Raw genomic sequence first — 19,483 nt, 5'->3', positions numbered from 1 at the left:
CCGGGGGATGGCCACTGCGCGCGCCCGGAAACTCTGCTAACGCGGCCTCGCGGGCGCGCAATGAAGGGGCCTTTCATAGCAAATTTCGCAATGAAGGACGCTTTCATTGCAAACGGACTCAAGCCTCCGGAACAGCGAGAGAAGGTCAGGCGCGGCCCAGGCTCGGTTCGGCGGTCGTGATGGAGACCTGGCCGAGCAGCCGTTCGAGGGCTGCCTCCACGTCTTCCTTCCACGAGATCGCCGACCGCAGTTCCAGCCGCAGCCGCGGCCAGCGCGGATGGGGCCGCACGGTCTTGAACCCGACGCTCTGGAGGAACGCGGCGGGCAGCACGCAGCTGTGTCCGCCGTCGGGATCGGTCTCCTCGGGCTTGGCGTCGCCGAAGGCTTCGATCGCGCGGACACCACGTTTGGTCAGGTCCTTCGCGACGGCCTGCACCAGCATCCGGCCGAGTCCACCGCCCTGGAACTCGGGAAGGACCTGGAAGGCGGTCAGCAGGACCGCGTCCGGACCGGGCGGCGAAGTCGGAAAGGCCAGCGAACGCGGCACGGCGTTCGGTGGCGCGTAGAGCACGAAGCCGACAGGCAGGGTGTCGCTGTAGACGATCCGCCCGCAGGAACCCCACTCCAGCAGCACGCTGGAGACCCAGGCTTCCTTTTCGACCTCGGTCGCGCCGTATTCCTCGGCCTGCGCCTTCATATGCGGCGCCAGCTCCCAGTACACGCAGCGGCGGCAGCTCTTGGGCAGATGCTCGAGGTTGTCCAGGGTTACGCCCACGACGCGACGCGACACAGACAGACCTCCCTGAACGAAGACACCCGACGCAGCACTGTCCCGAGCAGGGCTCGCTGAAGGGGTCCTGATCGAGGATAGGCCGATGTGATGAACACCGGAAGGCCAGGGCCCCTCAAGGGAGGGTGGTTACACTCGATGGAACTACCAGTCGGTAGCGACTATGTCCACTTCGAAGCACGGGTGAACACCTGATGACCGAGAATCGCCCTGTCCGGCCGGAGCCCGGCCGCCACAACCTCGACCCTCATCTCGACCGCTACGCCGTGCGTACCGCCGGGATGACTGCTTCCGAGATCAGGGCCTTGTTCGCGGTGGCCAGTCGCCCCGAAGTGGTCTCGCTCGCCGGCGGGATGCCGAACCTCGCCGCGCTCCCGTTGGACACGTTGTCCGCGCAGGTCGGCGAGCTCATCGCCGAAGACGGCCTGGTCGCGCTCCAATACGGCTCCGCGCACGGCGTCCCGGCGCTGCGCGAGCAGATCTGCGAAATCATGGCGCTCGAAGGCATCAAGGCCCACCCGGACGACGTCGTCGTGACGGTCGGCTCGCAGATGGGCCTCGACATGGTCACCCGGCTGTTCTGCGACCCGGGCGACGTCATCATCGCCGAAGGACCGTCGTACGTCGGCGCACTCGGCTCGTTCGCCGCGTACCAAGCGGACGTCGTCCACGTCGCGATGGACGACCACGGCCTGGTCCCCGAAGGGCTGCGCGCCGCCCTCGCGGAAACGCGCAAGGCCGGCCGCCGGGTCAAGTTCCTCTACACGATCCCCAACTTCCACAACCCCGGCGGCGTCACGCTGGCCGTCGAGCGGCGCGCGGAGATCGTGGAGATCTGCCGGGAGAACGACATCCTCATCGTCGAGGACAACCCGTACGGCCTGCTCGGCTTCGGCGGGCAGACGTACCCGGCGCTCCGCTCGATCGACCCCGACAACGTCGTTTACCTGGGCTCTTTTTCGAAGACTTTCGCCTCCGGCCTGCGGGTCGGCTGGGTGCTCGCGCCGCACGCCGTCCGGGAGAAACTCGTGCTCGCGGCCGAGTCCGCGACACTTTGCCCGCCTACGCTTAACCAGTTGATCGTGTCGCGATACCTCTCGACTCACGACTGGATGGGTCAGATCAAGACCTTCCGCGAGAACTACCGGGAGCGCCGGGACGCGATCCTGTCCGCCCTCGAACAACACATGCCCGCCGGCTGCAGCTGGACCAAACCCGACGGCGGGTTCTACGTCTGGATGACCGTCCCCGAAGGCGTGGACACGAAGGCGATGCTGCCGAGGGCCGTCACGGCCCGGGTCGCGTACGCCTCCGGAACCGGCTTCTACACAGATGGTTTCGGCAGCAGACAGTTGCGTCTTTCCTACTGCTACCCGACGCCGGAGCGGATCCGCGAAGGCGTCCGGCGGCTCGCCGCGGTGCTCGAGTCCGAAATGGACCTCGCGCGTACCTTCGGTAACGTGAGCCCACGCTCGATCTCGGGGCCGCAGAACCCCTCTCCGGACACGGTCTGATCGACCGGACGTCCCCAAAGAACAAAAGGAGTCCCCGGTGGTCGACCGCACCGTTGCCGTACTCGCAGGCGGGCTTTCCCACGAACGCGACGTCTCACTCCGCTCCGGGCGCCGTCTCTCGGTCGCGCTGCGTGCGGAAGGCCTGACCGTCGAGGAATGGGACACCGACGCCGGTCTGCTCGAACGTCTTCGCACCCAGCGCCCCGACGCGGCGATCGTCGCCCTGCACGGTGGCGAGGGGGAGAACGGCGCGGTGCAGACCGTGCTGGAGATGCTCGACGTGCCCTACGTCGGCACCAGCTCGCAGGGCTGCCGCCGCGCGTGGGACAAGCCGACGGCCAAGGCGCTCGTCGCCGACGCGGGATTCACCACGCCGGACTGGGTCGTGCTGCCGCACAGTACCTTCCGTGAACTCGGCGCGCAGGCCGTACTGGACGCGATGGTCGAGACGCTGGGCCTGCCCCTGATCCTCAAGCCCGACCAGGGTGGTTCGGCGCTGGGCGCCCAGGTCGTCAAGGAAGCCTCGGAGATGCCCGGTGCGATGGTCGGCTGCTTCGCTTACGGCGACACCGTTCTCGCGGAGAAGTTCATCTCTGGCGTCGAGGTGGCCGTGACGGTCATCGAAGGCGAAGAAGGCCCCGAAGCCCTTCCCGCGGTCGAGATCGTGCCTGAGAGCGGTGTGTACGACTACAAGGCCCGCTACACCGCCGGGCTGACCGATTTCTTCACGCCCGCGCGAATCAGCGACGACGCCGCCAAGGCGGTCGGCGAGCTGGCCGTCGCCGTGCATCGGCAACTCGGGCTTCGCGACATTTCGCGCACTGACGCCATGATCACCGAGGACGGCACGGTCCACTTCCTCGCGGTGAACCCCTCGCCGGGTCTCACTGAGACTTCGCTCGTGCCCGTGGCGATCGAGGCCGCCGGCGCCACCCTCGGCTCGGTGTTCGCCGACCTCGTCGGGCGGGCGATCTCCCGCAAGAGCTGAGGTCCCTCAGTTCCGGACGACGACTACCTGGAATTCGTCTTCGTAGATGATCCGCCCCGGATCCGCCGACCGGACGGTCTCGCACGGGATCTCGTGCGTCTCCAGAATCGCCAGGTAGCCGTCGACCCGCTCGATGAAGACCCGGGCGCTCGTCTTGAACCATGCCGCGGCGCCGGGATTCACCTCGGCGTCGTAGACGCTCGGATCGGTGTGCGCCGGATTGATGAAGTTCGCGTCGTACCAGTCGTTGTTCGTCCGGCGGAAGGCTTCTTGTTCGACGGTGAGACGTCCGGCGCGAGCGAGGTTGTTGACGAGACCGAAGACTCCCGTGAAGTTTCCTCGCTTGTCGCGGGTCGGGCTCTGAAAGCGAACGAAAGTCATCGCTGAGTCCATCCGCGCACCCACGTCAGCAACTCTTCATCGCGCAGGGAAGCGATCACGACGTCGGCGGGGAAGTCCTGCTGCTTCAGCGTGGGTACCCCGATGACAGGCACCCCCGCCGCCCGCGCCGACCGGAGACCGGTCATCGAGTCCTCGAACGCCAGCGCGTCCGCGGGCTCGACGTTCAAGAGGGCACAGGCGGTCGAGTACATCTCCGGATCCGGCTTCGGCGCGGCCACCTCGTCGGCGGCCAGTTTCACGGGAAACATCTCAGAAAGCCCGCCGCGAACAAGTGCGGCCTCCAGGAGCGCTCGAGGCGAGTTGCTCGCCACGGCGACCGGGACGGCGGCGGCGGCGGTCAGTTCGACCAACTCACGCGCGCCGGGCATCGCTTCCGCTTTCGCGGTGACGACCTCGGTCACCAACCTCAGCAACTCGTCCGCGATCCCGGCACCGCCGCCGGGTTCGCCGAACACTTCCGCCATCGCGTCGGCGGCGGCCGGTAGCGACTTGCCGATCACCAACGCTTTCTCGTCCGGCCCGAACGGCAGACCTCGCCGTGAGAACAGTTCGGTCTCGGCCACCGACCAACACGGCTCGGTGTCCATGAGCAATCCGTCGCAGTCGAAGATCACCGCGCGCGGATTTCGACCGCCGAAGAGCCCCTTCACACTTGCCCCCCAGTTCAAGCACTCAGCGTCACATCTTCGTCATCACACAGCTATCGTCACCGTGACAAAACGACCTGGGGTAATCCCTAATCGGTTTCACGTGTCTGTTTTGCCTGATTTTCGTCCATCAACGCCACGATGCGTTCAAGATCGTCCACCGAGCCGAATTCGAGCGTGATGCGGCCCTTACGGCGACCGAGGTCGACCTTCACGCGGGTGTCGAAGCGGTCCGAAAGCCGGTTCGCCAGTTCCTGAAGACCAGGCGCCTGGATCGGCTTGCGAGGAGCGGGCTTCGGCTTGGCCGGCTTTTCGCTCTTCTTGAGCGTGACGGCTTCCTCGGTCGCGCGGACCGACATACCCTCCGCGACGATCCGCGCGGCCAGCTCTTCCTGACTGTCGGCGTCTTCGAGAGAGAGCAGCGCCCGCGCGTGGCCCGCCGAAAGCACCCCGGCGGCGACCCGCCGCTGGACCGCGAGGGGGAGTTTGAGCAAGCGGATCGTGTTCGTGATGACAGGGCGGCTGCGCCCGATCCGGCCGGCCAGCTCCTCGTGCGTGACCGCGAACTCGTCGAGCAGCTGCTGATACGCGGCCGCCTCTTCGAGCGGGTTGAGCTGAACGCGGTGGATGTTCTCGAGCAGCGCGTCGCGCAGCATCGCCTCGTCGGCGGTCTGCCGGACGATCGCCGGGATCGCCTCCAGCTCCGCCAGCTGGGACGCGCGCAGCCGCCGCTCGCCCATGACGAGTTCGTATTCGTCGGCGCCGAGCTCCCGGACCACGATGGGCTGCATGAGCCCGAACTCGCGGATCGAGTGCTCCAGCTCGTTGAGCGCGTCCTCGTCGAAGACCTGCCGCGGCTGCTTCGGGTTCGGCTTGATCTGGCTGACCGGCACCTCGCGGTAGACCGCGCCCGCCACCGTGCCGCCCTGCGAACCCGCCGCGCCGTTGGCCGCGAACCAGCCCTTGTCGTCCGGACCGGACGGCCCCGGCGAACCGGCCGGGGGAGCGGGGACCGCGGCCGAACCGTTCTCGGCCGGTGCCGCGGAGCCCGGCGGCGGGCCGGTCGGGATCAGGGCGGCGAGCCCGCGCCCGAGCCCCCCTCTGCGCTCGCTCATGCCGTACCGCTCCTTTCTTTCATCTCCACCCCACGCTGGGCGATCTCCTTCGCCGCGTCCACGTAGCTCATCGCGCCCCGGGAACCCGGGTCGTACGCGAGGACCGTCTGCCCGTAGCCGGGCGCCTCGGAGACCTTCACACTGCGCGGGATGACGGTCTTAAGAACAGTGTCCCCGAAGTGGTTCCGGACCTCGTTCGTCACCTGATCGGCCAGCTTCGTCCGGCCGTCGTACATGGTGAGCAGGATCGTGGAGACGCTGAGTTCGCGGTTCAGGTGCGCCTGGACGAGCTCGATGTTGCTCAGCAGCTGCCCCAGACCTTCGAGCGCGTAGTACTCGCACTGGATCGGGATCAGCACCTCCTGCGCGGCGACCATCGCGTTGACGGTCAGCAGACCGAGCGACGGCGGGCAGTCGATGAAGACGTAGTCGACGCCGATCTCGTCGAGGATCTCGGAGGACAGCGCCTCCTTGAGTCGCATCTCGCGCGACGCCATCGAGACGAGTTCGATCTCGGCACCGGCGAGGTCGATGGTCGCGGGCACGCAGTAGAGGTTGGACGACTGCTCACTCTGCTGCGCCGCCTCCGCGAGCGAGACCTCACCGATCAGCACCTCGTAGATCGACGGCGTGCCGGAGCGGTGGTCGATGTCGAGCGCCGTGCTCGCGTTGCCCTGGGGGTCGAGGTCGATCACGAGCGTCTTGAGCCCGTGGACAGCCAGGGCGGCGGCGAGGTTCACCGTGCTCGTCGTCTTGCCGACGCCGCCCTTCTGGTTGGCGACGGTCAGCACACGCCGGCGGTTCGGCCGGGGGAGCGCGCCCTCCTTGGGATGCAGCACGCTGGCCGCGCGGACGGCTTCTTCGGCGATGGGCGTCCAGCCGAGCTCGTGGCCGGTGCTCGCAGGGTCGGACGGTGGGGGAGTCACCGGTCTCGAGCCTCCTCTGTATTAGACGTGGGAGTCGTTCTGCGTTGTTTCACGTGGAACTGGACTAGCTGCGCCTGCCACGCTGTCGCGACGGTTTCGGGGGCAGACGGTGGATCACGACGACCGTGCTGGGGACTTCAAGCACTTTCGTGCCGCACTCGAAGACTTCCGGCTCTCCGCCGCCGGCCTTCCGGACGGCGACGCGATCGCGTTCGATTTCCTCTCCGGCGCTCGCTCCTTTGAGGGCGACCAGAGTTCCTTGCGAACGCACGAGCGGGAGGCACCAGTTCGCGAGCCGGGCCAAGGGAGCGACCGCCCGGGCGGTGACGACATCCGCGCCACCGAGCTCCTCGCGTACCTGCCGCTCTTCCGCGCGCCCGCGGACAACGGTGATGGGGAGTTCCAGCTTCTCGGCAACCTCGGCCAGCCAGTCGACCCGGCGGGCCATCGGTTCGAGCAGAACGATATCGAGGTCCGGTCGGCTGATCGCGAGCGGTACGCCCGGAAGCCCGGCGCCCGACCCGACGTCGACCACGCGGGCGCCGTCGGGGATCCGCTCGCCGATCACGGCCGAGTTCAGGACGTGGCGCTCCCAGAGCCGGTCGACCTCACGGGGTCCGATGAGCCCGCGCTCGACGCCGTGACGCTCCAGGAGTTCGACATAGCCGGCAGCTTGCTCGACGCGGTCTCCGAACACTTCCGACGCCGCACTCCGTACCGATGCGGCGACCCCGTCCAAGCTCACTCTCGCTCCTCAATCTCGACGCCGTTTCACGTGAAACGCGCTCCAGCTGATTGTCCATGACGCCGACCGCAAAGCGGGGAGACAGACCGAAGTTGTGGACAACTCCACTCGGCTCGCGCGTTTCACGTGAAACCCCACGCGTGTAATTCACCCTGATAACAAAGAAGCGGCCCACCGGAAGACCGGCGGGCCGCTTCTCTCAAGAGGACTGTCAGGCGGGGAAGATGACGACCCGGCGCTTCGGGTCTTCTCCTTCACTCTCGCTCTTGACCCCGTCGACGGCGGCGACCGCGTCGTGCACGACCTTCCGCTCAAACGGGCTCATCGGCTGGAGCCGGACACGCTCGCCGGAGGAGACCACCGTCTCCGCTGTCGAGCGGCCGAGCTCGCGAAGCTCCTCGCGACGGTCCGCGCGCCAGCCCGCGATGTCCAGCATCAGACGGCTCCGCGAACCGGTCTCCTGCTGGACCGCCAGCCGGGTCAGCTCCTGCAGCGCCTCGAGGACGGTGCCGCGCGGGCCGACGAGCTTCTCCAGATCCTCGCCACCGTCGATGCTGACGATCGCTCGGCCCGCCTCGACATCGAGGTCGATGTCGCCGTCGTAGTCCAGAAGGTCGAGCAACCGCTCGAGGTAGTCACCGGCGATGTCGCCCTCCTTCACGAGGACGTCGTCGTCGACACCTCCCTTGCGACCGGTCTCTTCAGCGGCGCCTTCGACCTCGGCCGCGCTGTTCTCCTCGGCGTCGATCGTGTCGATCGTCTCCGCCATTGTTGGTCTCCTCTCCAGCCCGGATCGGCGTCAGCGACGCTTCCGGCCCGATTTCTTAGTCGAGTCCGAGATGAGACCGGGCGTCTCCGCGCCGTTCTCCTTCGAGCCGTTCGTCGACGGCTCGGCTGCTGCGTTCGTGGTGTCCTTCGCCGCCGCGGTGGCAGACCCGGTCTGGGCGAAGCCGTGGGGCGAGCCCGCCTTCTTCACCTGACCGCCGGCGGACGGCTTGTTCTTCTTCTGCTGGACCGGCTTCTGGCCGGGGCGCGGCGCGGTCGGCTTCTGACCCGGCTTCGGGCCGAGGTTCGCGCGCTTCTCCTTCTCGGCTTCCTTGCGGGCCTCTTCTTCCTTGTCGATCCGCGTGTAGACGAGACGCTGCTGCATCAGGGTCCAGCCGTTGTTGGCGAGCCAGTAGAAGAGCAGGCCGACCGGGAACAGCGCACCGAAGACGAGGACACCGAGCGGGAAGATGTACATCGTCAGCTTGTTCATCATCGCGGTCTGCGGGGTGGCCGACTCGGGGTTCTGGCGCTGGACCGAGTGCCGCGCGGTGAGGTGCGTGGCGATGCTGGCGACGATCATCAGCGGGATCGCGACCGGGGCGACGCCCCAGTGGAAGCCGGCGACCGTGTTGCCACCGCTGACCATTCCGACACCGGTGTAGATGGCGTCGCCGAGGGTGACACCGAAGATCTTGGCGTGGACGTACGAGTCGACACCGGCCTGGGTGAAGAAGTAGTTCTCGGTCTTCGGGCCGCCGTACGGGTTGATCGTGAACATCCGCAGGACGTGGTTCAGACCGATGAAGACCGGGATCTGGAGCAGCATCGGCAGGCAGCTGCCCAGCGGGTTGACGCCGTGCTCCTTCTGGAGCTTCTGCATCTCCATCGCCTGGCGCTGCCGGTCGTTCGCGTACTTCTTCTGGATCTTCTTCATTTCCGGCGCGAAGTCCTGCATCTTCTTCATCGACCGGACCTGGTTCACGAACGGCTTGAACATGATGCCGCGGACCGTGAACGTCAAGAAGATGATCGCGAGGATCCAGGAGATCGCGTTCGACTCGCCGAGAACGAACCCGAAGACCTTGTGCCAACACCACAAGATGAAGGACACGGGGTAGTAGATGAAGTCGAGCACTGAGCTACTCCTCGATCGGTGTTTCAGGTCGGCGGTGGCGCCACGAGAACGTCTCGGGTACCGGATCGCGGCCGGGCATGGTCCACGGGCCACAGCGCAGCAAGCGCCGGACCGCGAGATAGGTGCCGCGGCCGGCGCCGTGCCGGGTCAGTGCCTCGACGGCGTACGCGCTACAGCTCGGGTAGAACCGGCACGCCGGAGGAAGGAAGGGGGAGATCGCCTTGCGGTACAGCTTGATGGGCAGGAGCAACACCCATGCCACCGGGCCGGGCCGGGCGTCTTCGGTGGTCTCGTTCTCGGTGGCTCGCATGCCGTTACACCGCTGATCCGTTGTCGGGGGGTCGCGTCTGGCGGGACTTCCCGGCGACGGCGGAGTGCCCGGACAGCCCGAGGCGCCGCAACGACGCGTCGAGATCCGAGCCGAGTTCCGCGCTGGACGCGTCCGCGGCCGGGGGTAGTGCCCGTATCACCAACGAGCTCCCCGGCGGCAGTGTTCCGATCCGGTCGGAAACGAGATGCCTCAATCGGCGGCTCACCCGGTGGCGCACCACCGAATTGCCGACGGCCTTGCTCACCACAAAACCCGCCCGCGCCGCTTCGGCGGCATCGGGCGGGTCCGTGGTCAACGCATGGACGACGAGGCGGCGCCTGCCTGCCTTGGCCCCACGCCGCATCACGGCACGGAAATCCTCACTGCGCCGCAACCTCGCGGCGGCCGGCAGCACGACGTCCCTCGACGGCGGCCGGATCAGGCGGACAGCGCGCCGCGGCCCTTGCGACGGCGAGCCGCCAGGATGGCCCGGCCGGCGCGGGTCCGCATGCGCAGCCGGAATCCGTGGACCCGGGCGCGGCGGCGGTTGTTCGGCTGGAAGGTGCGCTTACCCTTGCTCACGACTAACTTCTCCTGTTTCTCGGCCGCCGGGAACGGTTCGACCCGTTCCTGGCGTGTCGTGCTGACGCACGGCAGTCTCTGGTGTCTCCTACCAACGTGTGGCCTCGTCACGTCGAGCGACGACAACGTGGGCACGCGAAACGCCCCCGCTGTATACGGGAGACCTTACGAGGGTACGCACCCACCGCGAGGGCCCGTCAGGCACCCCCTCGACCACGGACCGCGACCGTACCGGGAGAGTGATCACCGACGACGCGCGGGCATCGAATGGCAACACGCCATACACCGTGAAATGCTTGCGCGCGAGGATGCCTTGTGGCAACGAGCGGGGCTTGTTAGCGTGCCCCTCCCGGGTTTTCGCCGAGGTGGAACGGTGCAGGCGCCCGGGTGTCCTTGGGGATGTGGAGGCGTCCCGTCGGCATACGTCGATCCCGCAGGTGGGCTCACCGCGGGTCGCCGTACATTAGTGCACAGCTGTGGACAACTATGTGGATATTTGCTGTGCGCATGAGCCGATCGGGCCATGATGACGCTCGACCCGGCGTTTCGGGCCGCTGAGTGATCTCACGCACGCACCGAATGAGGGGAGGGGAGTCAGGCAGGTGTCCGATCACCAGCACAATCTTGGCGTCATCTGGGAACAGGTCGTGCGCGAGCTGTCCGATGGCACCCTCTCCCCGCAGCAGCGCGCCTGGATGCGGGTGACCCGGCCGATCGGCCTGCTCGACGGCACCGCGCTCCTCGCCGCCCCCAGCGACTTCGCCAAGGAAGCGATCGAACGCGCCCTCCGCGGCGCGATCACCGAAGCCCTCTCGCGCCGGCTCGGCCGCGCGGTCTCCCTCGCGGTGAAGGTCGACAGCACCGAGACGCACACCTCGATGCCGCCCCCCGCGCCCGGCCCTCGCTATGACCCTTCACCCGGTCGGGTGGAAAACGGTTCCGGCCCGATGCCGGGGAGTCCTCCGCTGCCCGACGGTGACGGCATGCTGTCCCCGACCAGGCCCCGGCCCGAGCCTCCGAAGCCGAGGCCGCCGCGGCAGCAGCCGGTGGACAACAGCCTGAACGACGGCGACGACAGCGATGAAGAAGTCGACGAAGAGGGCGAGGCCCTCGCCGCCGTGACCGAGATCTGGCCGACGTTCTCCGGCCAGCCGATCGCGGGCCAGCCCTACACCGCGCCGGCCCAGCCGCAGACGTCGAAGACGAAGCTCAACGAGAAGTACACGTTCGACACCTTCGTCATCGGTGCGTCGAACCGCTTCGCGCACGCGGCCGCGGTCGCCGTCGCCGAAGCACCGGCACGCGCGTACAACCCGTTGTTCATCTGGGGAGAGTCCGGACTCGGGAAGACCCACCTGCTGCACGCCGTCGGGCACTACGCCCAGCGGCTGTTCCCCGGCATGCGTGTGCGGTACGTGTCGACCGAAGAGTTCACCAACGACTTCATCAACTCGCTGCGCGACGACCGCAAGGTCGCCTTCCAGCGCCGCTACCGCGACATCGACATCCTGCTCGTCGACGACATCCAGTTCCTGGAAGGCAAAGAAGGTACGCAGGAAGAGTTCTTCCACACCTTCAACACCCTTCACAACGCGAACAAGCAGATCGTCGTCTCCTCCGACCGCCCGCCCAAGCGCCTCGAAACGCTGGAAGACCGGCTGCGCACGCGGTTCGAGTGGGGCCTCATCACCGACATCCAGCCACCCGAACTCGAAACCCGGATCGCGATCCTCCGCAAGAAGGCCGCGCAAGACCGGCTCGCGGTTCCAGGCGAGGTGCTGGAGTTCATCGCATCGCGCGTCGAGGCGAACATCCGGGAGCTCGAAGGCGCGCTCATCCGCGTCACCGCCTTCGCGTCGCTGAACCAGCAACCGGTCGACGTCGCACTCGCCGAGATCGTGCTCCGGGACCTCATCCCGGACTCGCACGCGCCGGAGATCACCGCGCCGACCATCATGGGCGTCACGTCCGAGTTCTTCGACGTGACCCTCGACGACCTCTGCGGGCCCGGGAAGACGAAGGCGCTCGCGACAGCTCGTCAGATCGCGATGTACCTCTGCCGCGAACTGACCGACATGTCGCTGCCGAAGATCGGACAGACCTTCGGCGGCCGCGACCACACGACCGTCATGCACGCGGACAAGAAGATCCGCAAGGAGATGGCCGAACGACGGCGCATCTACGACCAGGTCCAGGAGCTCACTTCGAGGATCAAGCAACGCGCCAGGCAGTGATATCTGTCGAGCGCTGAAGGAAACGTGCCGAAGGGGCGTCGTTCCGCTTCCAACTCAGGTTGAGAGCGGAGGGCGCCCCTTCATCACGTTTCCTTGGGCCTTCGGCCCGAAAGAGGGCGCTCGACGGTGAAGTCTCCCGTCGCGCTGGCGCGCTTCCGGGAGACCGTTGGGTCATCTGAGCATCGATTCGTTAGCACACAAGGGTTTCAGGGGCTCTCACTGTCCAGGTGGGAGCCCCTTCTTCATGCCTTCTTCCTGCCGTCGAGCCGTCTACATAGGTCTGAAGGGGGTGTAGAGCGGCGAAGGGTGGGTACTTGAGGAGAAGGGGCGAAGGGCGCGAAGGAGCCGAAGCGCGTGTGAGAGAGCTTCGCGATTTCCCTTGTGTACAAAGGGAATCCACATGCTGTGGGTATCTTGTGCACAACTCCGGCAGGCTCCGGGCCAGCGGCGATCGGATTTTCGTCCACATCGCACTCACAGGCAGTCCACAGCATTTCCACACCATGATCCACACGCTGTCCCCAGGTTGCCCACATCTTGTGCACAAGGGTGACGCAAGCCGCTCGGATCACTCTCCCGAGCGATTCCGGTCACGAACCGGGCCCACAGCCCCTGGGTATAAATCGGCGCACAGCTGGGGATAACCGTGGGGACAACTGTGGATGACTGTGGACAAATCGAGCGTGGCTCGAAACCATCCACGGGACGCCCGAGCTGTCCACCGTCCGTACACACCCGGAGTCCACAGGGTCGGACGCGCCCGGACCTGCGCGAACGAGCCTTGTCCACACAATCCACAACACCTATTACTACTGCTGTCTTTTCTTCTTCTCTAGAAGAGAACAAAACAAAAACAGGCGAAGGACGAAGTTGGGGACAGCCGGAGACTCGTGTCGTCTTGTCGACAAAAGCAAGGGGAGGCCGAGGTGACGCGGACCCCGGGGACGGCCTAACGTGGGTCCCTGCACCTGGTCTGCGTGTCGACGTGCGTTCGCGTCCTCGCACGGACCGGACACACCTGCGAGGCACCTGGCCATCGCGCTCTCCGGCCGAGGTGACCCGTTGAGCTTTCGAGCCGTCAGGGGCTCGGCTGTCGAAAGGAAGCGCGCATGAAGATCCGCGTCGAGCGTGACGGGCTGGCCGACGCCGTCGCGTGGGTGGCGAGAAGCCTCCCGTCGCGGCCCCCCGTCCCGGTTCTGGGCGGTGTCCTGCTCGATGCGGGATCCGACGGGACGAGTGACGCACTCACCGTCTCCGGATTCGACTACGAGGTCTCCGCCACGGTCGGCGTCCCGGCCACCATCGCCGACGGCGGCCGCCTCCTGGTCTCCGGTCGTCTGCTGGCCGACATCACCAAGTCACTGCCCGCGCAGCCGGTGGAGATCTCCGTCGACGGCGCCCGCGCGACCATCACCTGCGGCTCCGCGCGCTTCTCCCTGCCGACCATGCCGGTCGAGGACTACCCGCAGCTCCCGTCCCAGCCCGCCTTCGCCGGTGAACTCACCGGCGACGCCTTCGGCCAGGCCGTCACCCAGGTCGTCGTCGCCGCGGGCAAGGACGACACCCTCCCGATGCTGACCGGCATGCGGCTGGAGATCTCCGGCTCCTCGCTGACCCTGGTCGCCACCGACCGCTTCCGGCTCGCGATGCGCGAGTTCACCTGGGAGCCGGCCGAGGGCCTGTCCGACGCCGCCGTGCTCGTCCCGGCGCGCACGCTCGCCGAAGCCGCGAAGACGCTCGGCGCCAGCGGTGCCAAGATCCGCCTCGCGCTCGCCAGCGGTGAGGGCCTCCTCGGTCTCTCCGGTTCCGGCCGCTACACCACGACCCGTCTCCTCGACGCGGAGTTCCCGCCGTACCGGCAGCTGCTGCCCGCGCAGCACACGTCGCGCGCGGTCATCGAGGTCTCCGCGCTCGCCGAGTCGATCAAGCGTGTTTCGCTCGTCGCCGAGCGTGGCACCCAGGTGCGGCTGGAGTTCAAGGACGGTTCGCTGCGGCTTTCCGCCGGTGGCGACGACGAGGGTTCGGCCGAAGAAGAGCTTCAGGTCGACTACGAGGGTGAGCCGGTGACCATCGCGTTCAACCCGGGGTACCTCGTCGACGGGCTCGGCGCGCTGAACGCGAACCGCGCGGAACTGACGTTCACCACTCCGAACCGGCCGGCGCTGATCAAGCCGGCCGACGAAGAGGGCAACGTCGTCCCCGGCTACCTGTACCTGCTGATGCCGGTTCGCCTCCCGGGCTGACCGGTCTTTAGTTTTCTTTCGCACCAAAGGGGATCTTCATGGCTCAGCTGGGACTCATCGGCCTCGGCAAAATGGGGTTCAACATGCGTGAGCGGCTGCGTGCGGCCGGTCACGAGGTCATCGGTTACGACCGCAACCCCGACCTCACCGACTCCACGTCACTCGAGGACATGGTGTCCAAACTGGACGGTCCCCGGATCGTCTGGATCATGGTGCCCGCCGGTGAGCCCACCCGGCAGACCGTCGCGGAGCTCGGCAACCTGCTGTCCGAGGGCGACCTCGTGATCGACGGCGGCAACTCGAAGTACACCGACGACAAGATCAACGGCGACCTCCTCGCCGCGAAGAAGATCGGTTACCTCGACTGCGGGGTTTCCGGTGGCGTGTGGGGCAAGGACAACGGCTACGGCCTGATGGTCGGCGGCGCCGCTTCGGACGTCGAGAAGGCCATGCCGATCTTCGACGCGCTCCGCCCCGAGGGACCGCGCGAAGAGGGCTTCTCGCACGCCGGCGCCGTGGGCTCCGGTCACTACGCGAAGATGATCCACAACGGCATCGAGTACGGCATGATGCAGGCCTTCGCCGAAGGCTTCGAGCTGCTCGAAGCCGCGAAGGTCGTCGAGAACGTGCCCGCGGTGATCAAGGGCTGGCAGCGCGGGACGGTCGTCCGCTCGTGGCTGCTCGACCTGCTCGTCCGCGCGCTCGACGAGGACCCGGAGCTGGACGACCTCGAAGGCTACGTCGAGGATTCCGGTGAAGGCCGGTGGACCCTCGAAGAGGCGATCAACAACGCGGTCCCGGCCCCGGTCATCTCGGCCGCGCTGTTCGCCCGGTTCGCTTCGCGCCAGGAGGATTCCGCCGCGATGCGGGCCGTCGCCGCGCTGCGCAACCAGTTCGGCGGCCATTCGGTCAAGAAGGCCGGCAGCTAGGCAAACGGGTTGTACTTGAGACATCTCCAGGTCACCGACTTCCGGTCCTGGCCACAAGCCGATCTCGCGCTCGAACCCGGCCCGACCGTCCTCGTCGGACAGAACGGCCGCGGCAAGACGAACCTCCTCGAGGCGATCGGCTACATCGCGACCCTGGGTTCGCATCGCGTCGCGACCGACGCGCCGTTGGTGCGGCACGGCTGCGAACGCGCGCTGATCAGGGTCGCGGTGGTCAACGAAGACCGCGAGCTGACGGTCGAGCTGGAGATCACCCCTGGCAAGGCGAACCGCGCGCGGGTCAACCGCGGCGCGGTCGGCAAGCCGCGTGACGTGCTCGGGATCCTGCGCACGGTGCTGTTCTCCCCGGAGGACCTGGCACTCGTGCGCGGGGATCCCGGGGAGCGCCGCCGGTTCATGGACGAACTCCTTGTGCTGCGCGCGCCCCGGTACGCCGGGGTCCGCGCCGACTACGAGAAGGTGCTGAAGCAGCGGAACGCGCTCCTCAAGACGGCGGGCAAGCGGCGGACGGGACGCGAAGACCCGTACGCGTTGTCGACGCTCGACGTCTGGGACGACCACCTGTCGGTGGCCGGTGCCGCGTTGCTGGCCGCCCGGCTCAACCTCATCGCGGACCTCGCGCCGTACGCGGCCTCCGCGTACATGGGGGTCGCGCCCGATTCGAGACCGGCGAAGATCGCGTACAAGTCGAGCCTGGGCGAAGCGATGCCAGAGGGCTACGGCACCCCGGACGGCCCTCGCGCCGATCAGGCCGTGCTCAAGGAAGTGCTGGTCGAGGCGCTGAAACGGTCCCGGAACCTGGAGCTGGAGCGCGGGGTGAGCATGGTCGGCCCGCACCGGGACGAGCTCGACCTCATCCTCGGCGAAGCGCCGGCGAAGGGCTACGCGAGCCATGGGGAGTCCTGGTCGTTCGCCCTCGCATTGCGTCTGGGAAGCTACGAGCTCCTGCGTGGCGAGGCCGGGGAACCGGTGCTTCTGCTGGATGATGTGTTCGCCGAGCTGGACCGGCGTCGCCGGGCCCGGCTGGCGGAGGTGGCGGCCGGTGCCGAGCAGGTACTGGTGACCGCCGCCGTGGACGAGGACGTACCCGCCGAACTGGCCGGGGCTCGATTCCTCGTGGCGGATGGTGAGATCAACCGAGGGTGATCCGCGCGGCGGACACCCCGGGTGATCGGCGCCACAGCAGTTGCCCACCGATCTGGGGACAAACCTGTGGACAGTGTGGATAACACCGTGAACGCGTTATCGCCCCGCGTGACCAAGGGGCCTGATAAGCGGCTTGACACCCCCCGCTCGGGCGGTAACCCGAGTGAGGGAGCCCTGTTCGACACGCAGAGTGAACGCGCTCCGGTATCGAACGGCCCAACCGGTACTGAAGGCAATGAGCCGACTACCGGTCGTGACCTCGCGCGTGCCGCTCTGGACGCCGCGAAAGCCAAAGCGAAGGCCCGCGGAGTTGAACCGGGCGTCCGTCGCGGCCGTATCACCGGTGGAGGGTCCGGGGCGAACGGCCAGAGCTCGCGACGTCGTCGCTGGTCAGGGCCGGGCGCCGACATCCGTGACCCGCAGCCGCTCGGCAGGCTCGCCTCCCGGATCGCGGTGGACCGCGGCTGGAACACGCGGCTGGCCAACGGTCAGGTCTTCGGGCACTGGGCCAGGCTCGTGGGTGACGAGGTCGCCGAGCACGCGCAGCCCGTCGCCTTGAAGGACGGCGAGCTGACAGTGCGCGCGAGCTCGACGGCGTGGGCGACGCAGCTTCGCCTGCTTCAGAGCCAGCTGCTGGCGAAGATCGCGAAAGGCGTCGGGCACGGCGTGGTGAAGAAGATGCGGATCCAGGGGCCGACGGCCCCGAGCTGGCGGAAAGGGCCGCGGCACGTCCCAGGACGTGGTCCGCGTGACACGTACGGCTGACCCGACTTGCGCTTCGCCGCGTCTGTGCTTCGAAGACCGTGCCGCCAAAGCCCCGAGAAGCCGCTCAGAGTGCTTCGCGAACGTCAAGACTCTTCTTCGAACGAATTAGCGCGCCTGTGAGCAAATCAGGGGTGTCCTTGCCGCATGTCAGCGGACGCGGCCAAGTACACTGGAGACGAGCGAGCTTCCGCTCGGGGTAGACGAGGAGAATCAACGCCTGTGACCGAGAACAAGAGCGAGTACAACGCGTCGTCGATCACGGTGCTCGAAGGTCTCGAAGCCGTCCGCAAGCGTCCCGGTATGTACATCGGTTCCACCGGTGAACGCGGCCTCCACCACCTCGTCCAAGAGGTGGTCGACAACTCCGTCGACGAGGCGATGGCCGGTTACGCCACCAAGGTCGAGGTTACCCTGCTGGCCGACGGCGGGGTGCGCGTCGTCGACGACGGCCGCGGCATCCCGGTCGACATCCACCCCAAGGAGCAGAAGCCGACCCTGGAGGTCGTGCTCACCGTGCTCCACGCGGGCGGCAAGTTCGACAGCGACTCCTACGCGGTCTCCGGTGGTCTGCACGGCGTCGGTGTCTCCGTGGTGAACGCGCTGTCGACGAAACTGCTGGCCGAGGTCAAATACGGCGGCCGCAGCTGGCGCCAGGAGTACACCGACCAGATCCCCGGCGAGCTGCAGGACCTCGGCGCGGCCGACGGCACCGGCACCACGATCACCTTCTGGGCCGACGGCGGCATCTTCGAGACCACGACGTACAACTTCGAGACGATTTCCCGTCGTCTCCAGGAGATGGCCTTCCTCAACAAGGGCCTGACCCTTTCGCTGCGCGACGAGCGCGTCGCCGACGAAGAGACCGAAGAGGACGCTTCCGGCCAGGCGGCGCGGGTCAAGGAAAAGACCTACTGCTACCCCGGCGGTCTCGAAGACTTCGTCAAACACATCAACGGCAGCAAGGACCCGATCCACCCCAACGTGATCTCCTTCGAGGCCAAGGGCACCGGCCTCGAGGTCGAGGTCGCCATGCAGTGGAACAACGGTTTCACGCCGTCGGTGTACACCTTCGCCAACACGATCAACACGCACGAGGGCGGCACGCACGAAGAGGGCTTCCGCGCCGCGCTCACCCGCGTCGTCAACGCGTACGCGCGCGAGAAGAAGCTGCTCAAGGAGAAGGACGCCAACCTGACCGGTGACGACGTGCGCGAGGGTCTCGCCGCGATCGTCTCGATCAAGCTGTCCGAGCCGCAGTTCGAGGGCCAGACCAAGACCAAGCTGGGCAACAGCGAGGCCAAGACGTTCGTGCAGCAGACGTCGAACGAGTGGCTGGCCGACTGGTTCGAGCGCAATCCCACCGAGTCGAAGACGATCATCAACAAGTCGATCTCCTCGGCCCACGCGCGGATGGCCGCCCGCAAGGCGCGCGACCTGGTCCGCCGCAAGGGCGCGCTGGAGATCGGCGGGCTGCCCGGCAAGCTCAAGGACTGCCGCTCGACCAACCCGTCGGAATGCGAGCTCTACATCGTCGAGGGTGACTCGGCCGGCGGTTCGGCCAAGGAAGGCCGCGACTCGATGTACCAGGCGATCCTGCCGATCCGGGGCAAGATCATCAACGTCGAGAAGGCCCGTATCGACCGCGTCCTCAAGAACACCGAGGTCCAGTCGTTGATCACCGCGCTCGGCACCGGCATCCACGACGAGTTCGACCTCGAGAAGCTGCGCTACCACAAGATCGTGCTGATGGCCGACGCCGACGTCGACGGCCAGCACATCACCACGCTGCTGCTCACCCTGCTGTTCCGCTTCATGACCCCGCTCATCGAGCACGGCCACGTGTTCCTCTCGCGGCCGCCGCTGTACAAGATCAAGTGGCCGCGCCAGGAGCCGGAGTACGCGTACTCCGACCGCGAGCGCGACGCCGTCATCCAGGCGGGTGTCGAGGCGGGCCGGAAGCTGCCCAAGGACGACGCGATCCAGCGCTACAAGGGTCTCGGCGAGATGAACGCCGAAGAGCTGTGGGAGACCACGATGGACCCGGCGAACCGGCTGCTCGGCCAGGTCACCCTGGACGACGCCGCGCAGGCCGACGACCTGTTCTCCGTCCTGATGGGCGAGGACGTCGAGGCGCGCCGCTCCTTCATCACGCGCAACGCCAAGGACGTTCGCTTCCTCGACGTCTAGCGACGTCCCGCTCTTTTGTCCCCTTAGGACTGCTCCCAC

General features: G+C 67.2%; 19 protein-coding genes. 8 read left to right on the top strand and 11 right to left on the bottom strand.

The annotated features are described in order from the left end of the window. Nucleotides 1-145: 145 nt before the first annotated feature. Entirely contained in the window at nucleotides 146-790 is a 645-nt protein-coding gene (locus CFP71_RS32060; RefSeq protein ID WP_093937688.1) for a GNAT family N-acetyltransferase, read from the bottom strand. Nucleotides 791-984: 194 nt separating this feature from the next. On the opposite strand from CFP71_RS32060, the gene CFP71_RS32055 reads away from it, so the two are divergent. After that, nucleotides 985-2,304, top strand: a complete 1,320-nt coding sequence (locus CFP71_RS32055) for an aminotransferase-like domain-containing protein (RefSeq protein ID WP_093937687.1) — start codon at nucleotides 985-987, stop codon at nucleotides 2,302-2,304. Between the two features lie 37 nt (nucleotides 2,305-2,341). After that, a complete protein-coding gene (locus CFP71_RS32050) occupies nucleotides 2,342-3,292 on the top strand; it encodes a D-alanine--D-alanine ligase family protein (protein ID WP_093937686.1) in 951 nt (316 codons plus the stop codon). 6 nt (nucleotides 3,293-3,298) lie between these two features. Here the strand turns inward: CFP71_RS32050 and CFP71_RS32045 are convergent, their stop codons facing one another. The 10 genes from CFP71_RS32045 to rpmH form a co-directional block, all read right to left on the bottom strand. Next, a complete protein-coding gene (locus CFP71_RS32045; protein WP_093937685.1) occupies nucleotides 3,299-3,673 on the bottom strand; it encodes a hypothetical protein in 375 nt (124 codons plus the stop codon). Further along, nucleotides 3,670-4,308 carry an HAD family hydrolase gene (locus tag CFP71_RS32040; protein WP_279629258.1) on the bottom strand — a complete coding sequence of 213 codons (639 nt, stop codon included), beginning with the start codon at nucleotides 4,306-4,308 and terminating at the stop codon, nucleotides 3,670-3,672. Before CFP71_RS32040 ends, CFP71_RS32045 begins: the two co-directional genes overlap by 4 nt. Nucleotides 4,309-4,430: 122 nt before the next feature. Continuing rightward, complete coding sequence (locus tag CFP71_RS32035; RefSeq protein WP_093937683.1) at nucleotides 4,431-5,456, bottom strand: ParB/RepB/Spo0J family partition protein; 1,026 nt, start codon at nucleotides 5,454-5,456, stop codon at nucleotides 4,431-4,433. Beyond that, nucleotides 5,453-6,382, bottom strand: a complete 930-nt coding sequence (locus CFP71_RS32030; RefSeq protein WP_093937682.1) for a ParA family protein — start codon at nucleotides 6,380-6,382, stop codon at nucleotides 5,453-5,455. The genes CFP71_RS32035 and CFP71_RS32030 overlap by 4 nt, the downstream gene beginning before the upstream one ends. A 64-nt stretch (nucleotides 6,383-6,446) precedes the next feature. Then, a complete protein-coding gene (gene rsmG / locus CFP71_RS32025) occupies nucleotides 6,447-7,127 on the bottom strand; it encodes a 16S rRNA (guanine(527)-N(7))-methyltransferase RsmG (protein ID WP_093937681.1) in 681 nt (226 codons plus the stop codon). A gap of 211 nt (nucleotides 7,128-7,338) precedes the next feature. Beyond that, on the bottom strand, nucleotides 7,339-7,896 hold the full coding sequence (locus CFP71_RS32020) for a Jag family protein (protein ID WP_005154507.1): 558 nt from the start codon (nucleotides 7,894-7,896) through the stop codon (nucleotides 7,339-7,341). 30 nt (nucleotides 7,897-7,926) lie between these two features. Beyond that, on the bottom strand, nucleotides 7,927-9,030 hold the full coding sequence (gene yidC / locus CFP71_RS32015) for a membrane protein insertase YidC (RefSeq protein WP_093937680.1): 1,104 nt from the start codon (nucleotides 9,028-9,030) through the stop codon (nucleotides 7,927-7,929). Nucleotides 9,031-9,034: 4 nt separating this feature from the next. After that, a complete protein-coding gene (gene yidD, locus CFP71_RS32010) occupies nucleotides 9,035-9,340 on the bottom strand; it encodes a membrane protein insertion efficiency factor YidD (protein WP_016338357.1) in 306 nt (101 codons plus the stop codon). A 4-nt stretch (nucleotides 9,341-9,344) separates the two neighbouring features. Beyond that, nucleotides 9,345-9,755, bottom strand: a complete 411-nt coding sequence (gene rnpA, locus CFP71_RS32005) for a ribonuclease P protein component (protein ID WP_093937679.1) — start codon at nucleotides 9,753-9,755, stop codon at nucleotides 9,345-9,347. Nucleotides 9,756-9,778: 23 nt separating this feature from the next. Next, the gene (gene rpmH / locus CFP71_RS32000) at nucleotides 9,779-9,922 is read right to left on the bottom strand and encodes a 50S ribosomal protein L34 (protein WP_005154511.1); all 144 of its coding nucleotides are present in this window, start codon (nucleotides 9,920-9,922) and stop codon (nucleotides 9,779-9,781) included. A 602-nt stretch (nucleotides 9,923-10,524) separates the two neighbouring features. Here rpmH and dnaA point away from each other — a divergent pair. The 6 genes from dnaA (at nucleotide 10,525) to gyrB (ending at nucleotide 19,444) form a co-directional block, all read left to right on the top strand. Next, the gene (gene dnaA / locus CFP71_RS31995; protein WP_093937678.1) at nucleotides 10,525-12,156 is read left to right on the top strand and encodes a chromosomal replication initiator protein DnaA; all 1,632 of its coding nucleotides are present in this window, start codon (nucleotides 10,525-10,527) and stop codon (nucleotides 12,154-12,156) included. Between the two features lie 1,109 nt (nucleotides 12,157-13,265). Continuing rightward, on the top strand, nucleotides 13,266-14,399 hold the full coding sequence (dnaN, locus tag CFP71_RS31990) for a DNA polymerase III subunit beta (protein WP_093937677.1): 1,134 nt from the start codon (nucleotides 13,266-13,268) through the stop codon (nucleotides 14,397-14,399). Nucleotides 14,400-14,437: 38 nt separating this feature from the next. Then, nucleotides 14,438-15,328 (top strand): phosphogluconate dehydrogenase (NAD(+)-dependent, decarboxylating), encoded by an 891-nt coding sequence (gene gnd / locus CFP71_RS31985; protein WP_093937676.1) that lies wholly within the window; start codon nucleotides 14,438-14,440, stop codon nucleotides 15,326-15,328. 9 nt (nucleotides 15,329-15,337) lie between these two features. Beyond that, complete coding sequence (gene recF / locus CFP71_RS31980; protein WP_093937675.1) at nucleotides 15,338-16,492, top strand: DNA replication/repair protein RecF; 1,155 nt, start codon at nucleotides 15,338-15,340, stop codon at nucleotides 16,490-16,492. A gap of 174 nt (nucleotides 16,493-16,666) precedes the next feature. Beyond that, a complete protein-coding gene (locus CFP71_RS31975) occupies nucleotides 16,667-17,257 on the top strand; it encodes a DciA family protein (protein WP_378275558.1) in 591 nt (196 codons plus the stop codon). Nucleotides 17,258-17,476: 219 nt separating this feature from the next. Continuing rightward, nucleotides 17,477-19,444: a DNA topoisomerase (ATP-hydrolyzing) subunit B gene (gene gyrB, locus CFP71_RS31970; RefSeq protein WP_093937674.1), complete on the top strand. Its 1,968-nt coding sequence runs from the start codon at nucleotides 17,477-17,479 to the stop codon at nucleotides 19,442-19,444. Nucleotides 19,445-19,483: the final 39 nt, after the last annotated feature.

This window comes from Amycolatopsis thailandensis (genome assembly GCF_002234405.1).
GTDB lineage: Bacteria > Actinomycetota > Actinomycetes > Mycobacteriales > Pseudonocardiaceae > Amycolatopsis > Amycolatopsis thailandensis.
Note: the sequence above shows the minus strand (reverse complement) of the source record. Positions and strands in the feature narration are given on the sequence as shown.

What these genes read in the sequence shown, in the direction of transcription:
- CFP71_RS32055 (WP_093937687.1), top strand. Translation starts at nt 985, where the DNA reads ATGACCGAGAATCGCCCTGTCCGGCCGGAGCCCGGCCGCCACAACCTC.
- CFP71_RS32045 (WP_093937685.1), bottom strand. Translation starts at nt 3,673, where the DNA reads ATGACTTTCGTTCGCTTTCAGAGCCCGACCCGCGACAAGCGAGGAAAC.
- CFP71_RS32035 (WP_093937683.1), bottom strand. Translation starts at nt 5,456, where the DNA reads ATGAGCGAGCGCAGAGGGGGGCTCGGGCGCGGGCTCGCCGCCCTGATC.
- CFP71_RS32020 (WP_005154507.1), bottom strand. Translation starts at nt 7,896, where the DNA reads ATGGCGGAGACGATCGACACGATCGACGCCGAGGAGAACAGCGCGGCC.
- yidD (WP_016338357.1), bottom strand. Translation starts at nt 9,340, where the DNA reads ATGCGAGCCACCGAGAACGAGACCACCGAAGACGCCCGGCCCGGCCCG.
- dnaN (WP_093937677.1), top strand. Translation starts at nt 13,266, where the DNA reads ATGAAGATCCGCGTCGAGCGTGACGGGCTGGCCGACGCCGTCGCGTGG.
- gnd (WP_093937676.1), top strand. Translation starts at nt 14,438, where the DNA reads ATGGCTCAGCTGGGACTCATCGGCCTCGGCAAAATGGGGTTCAACATG.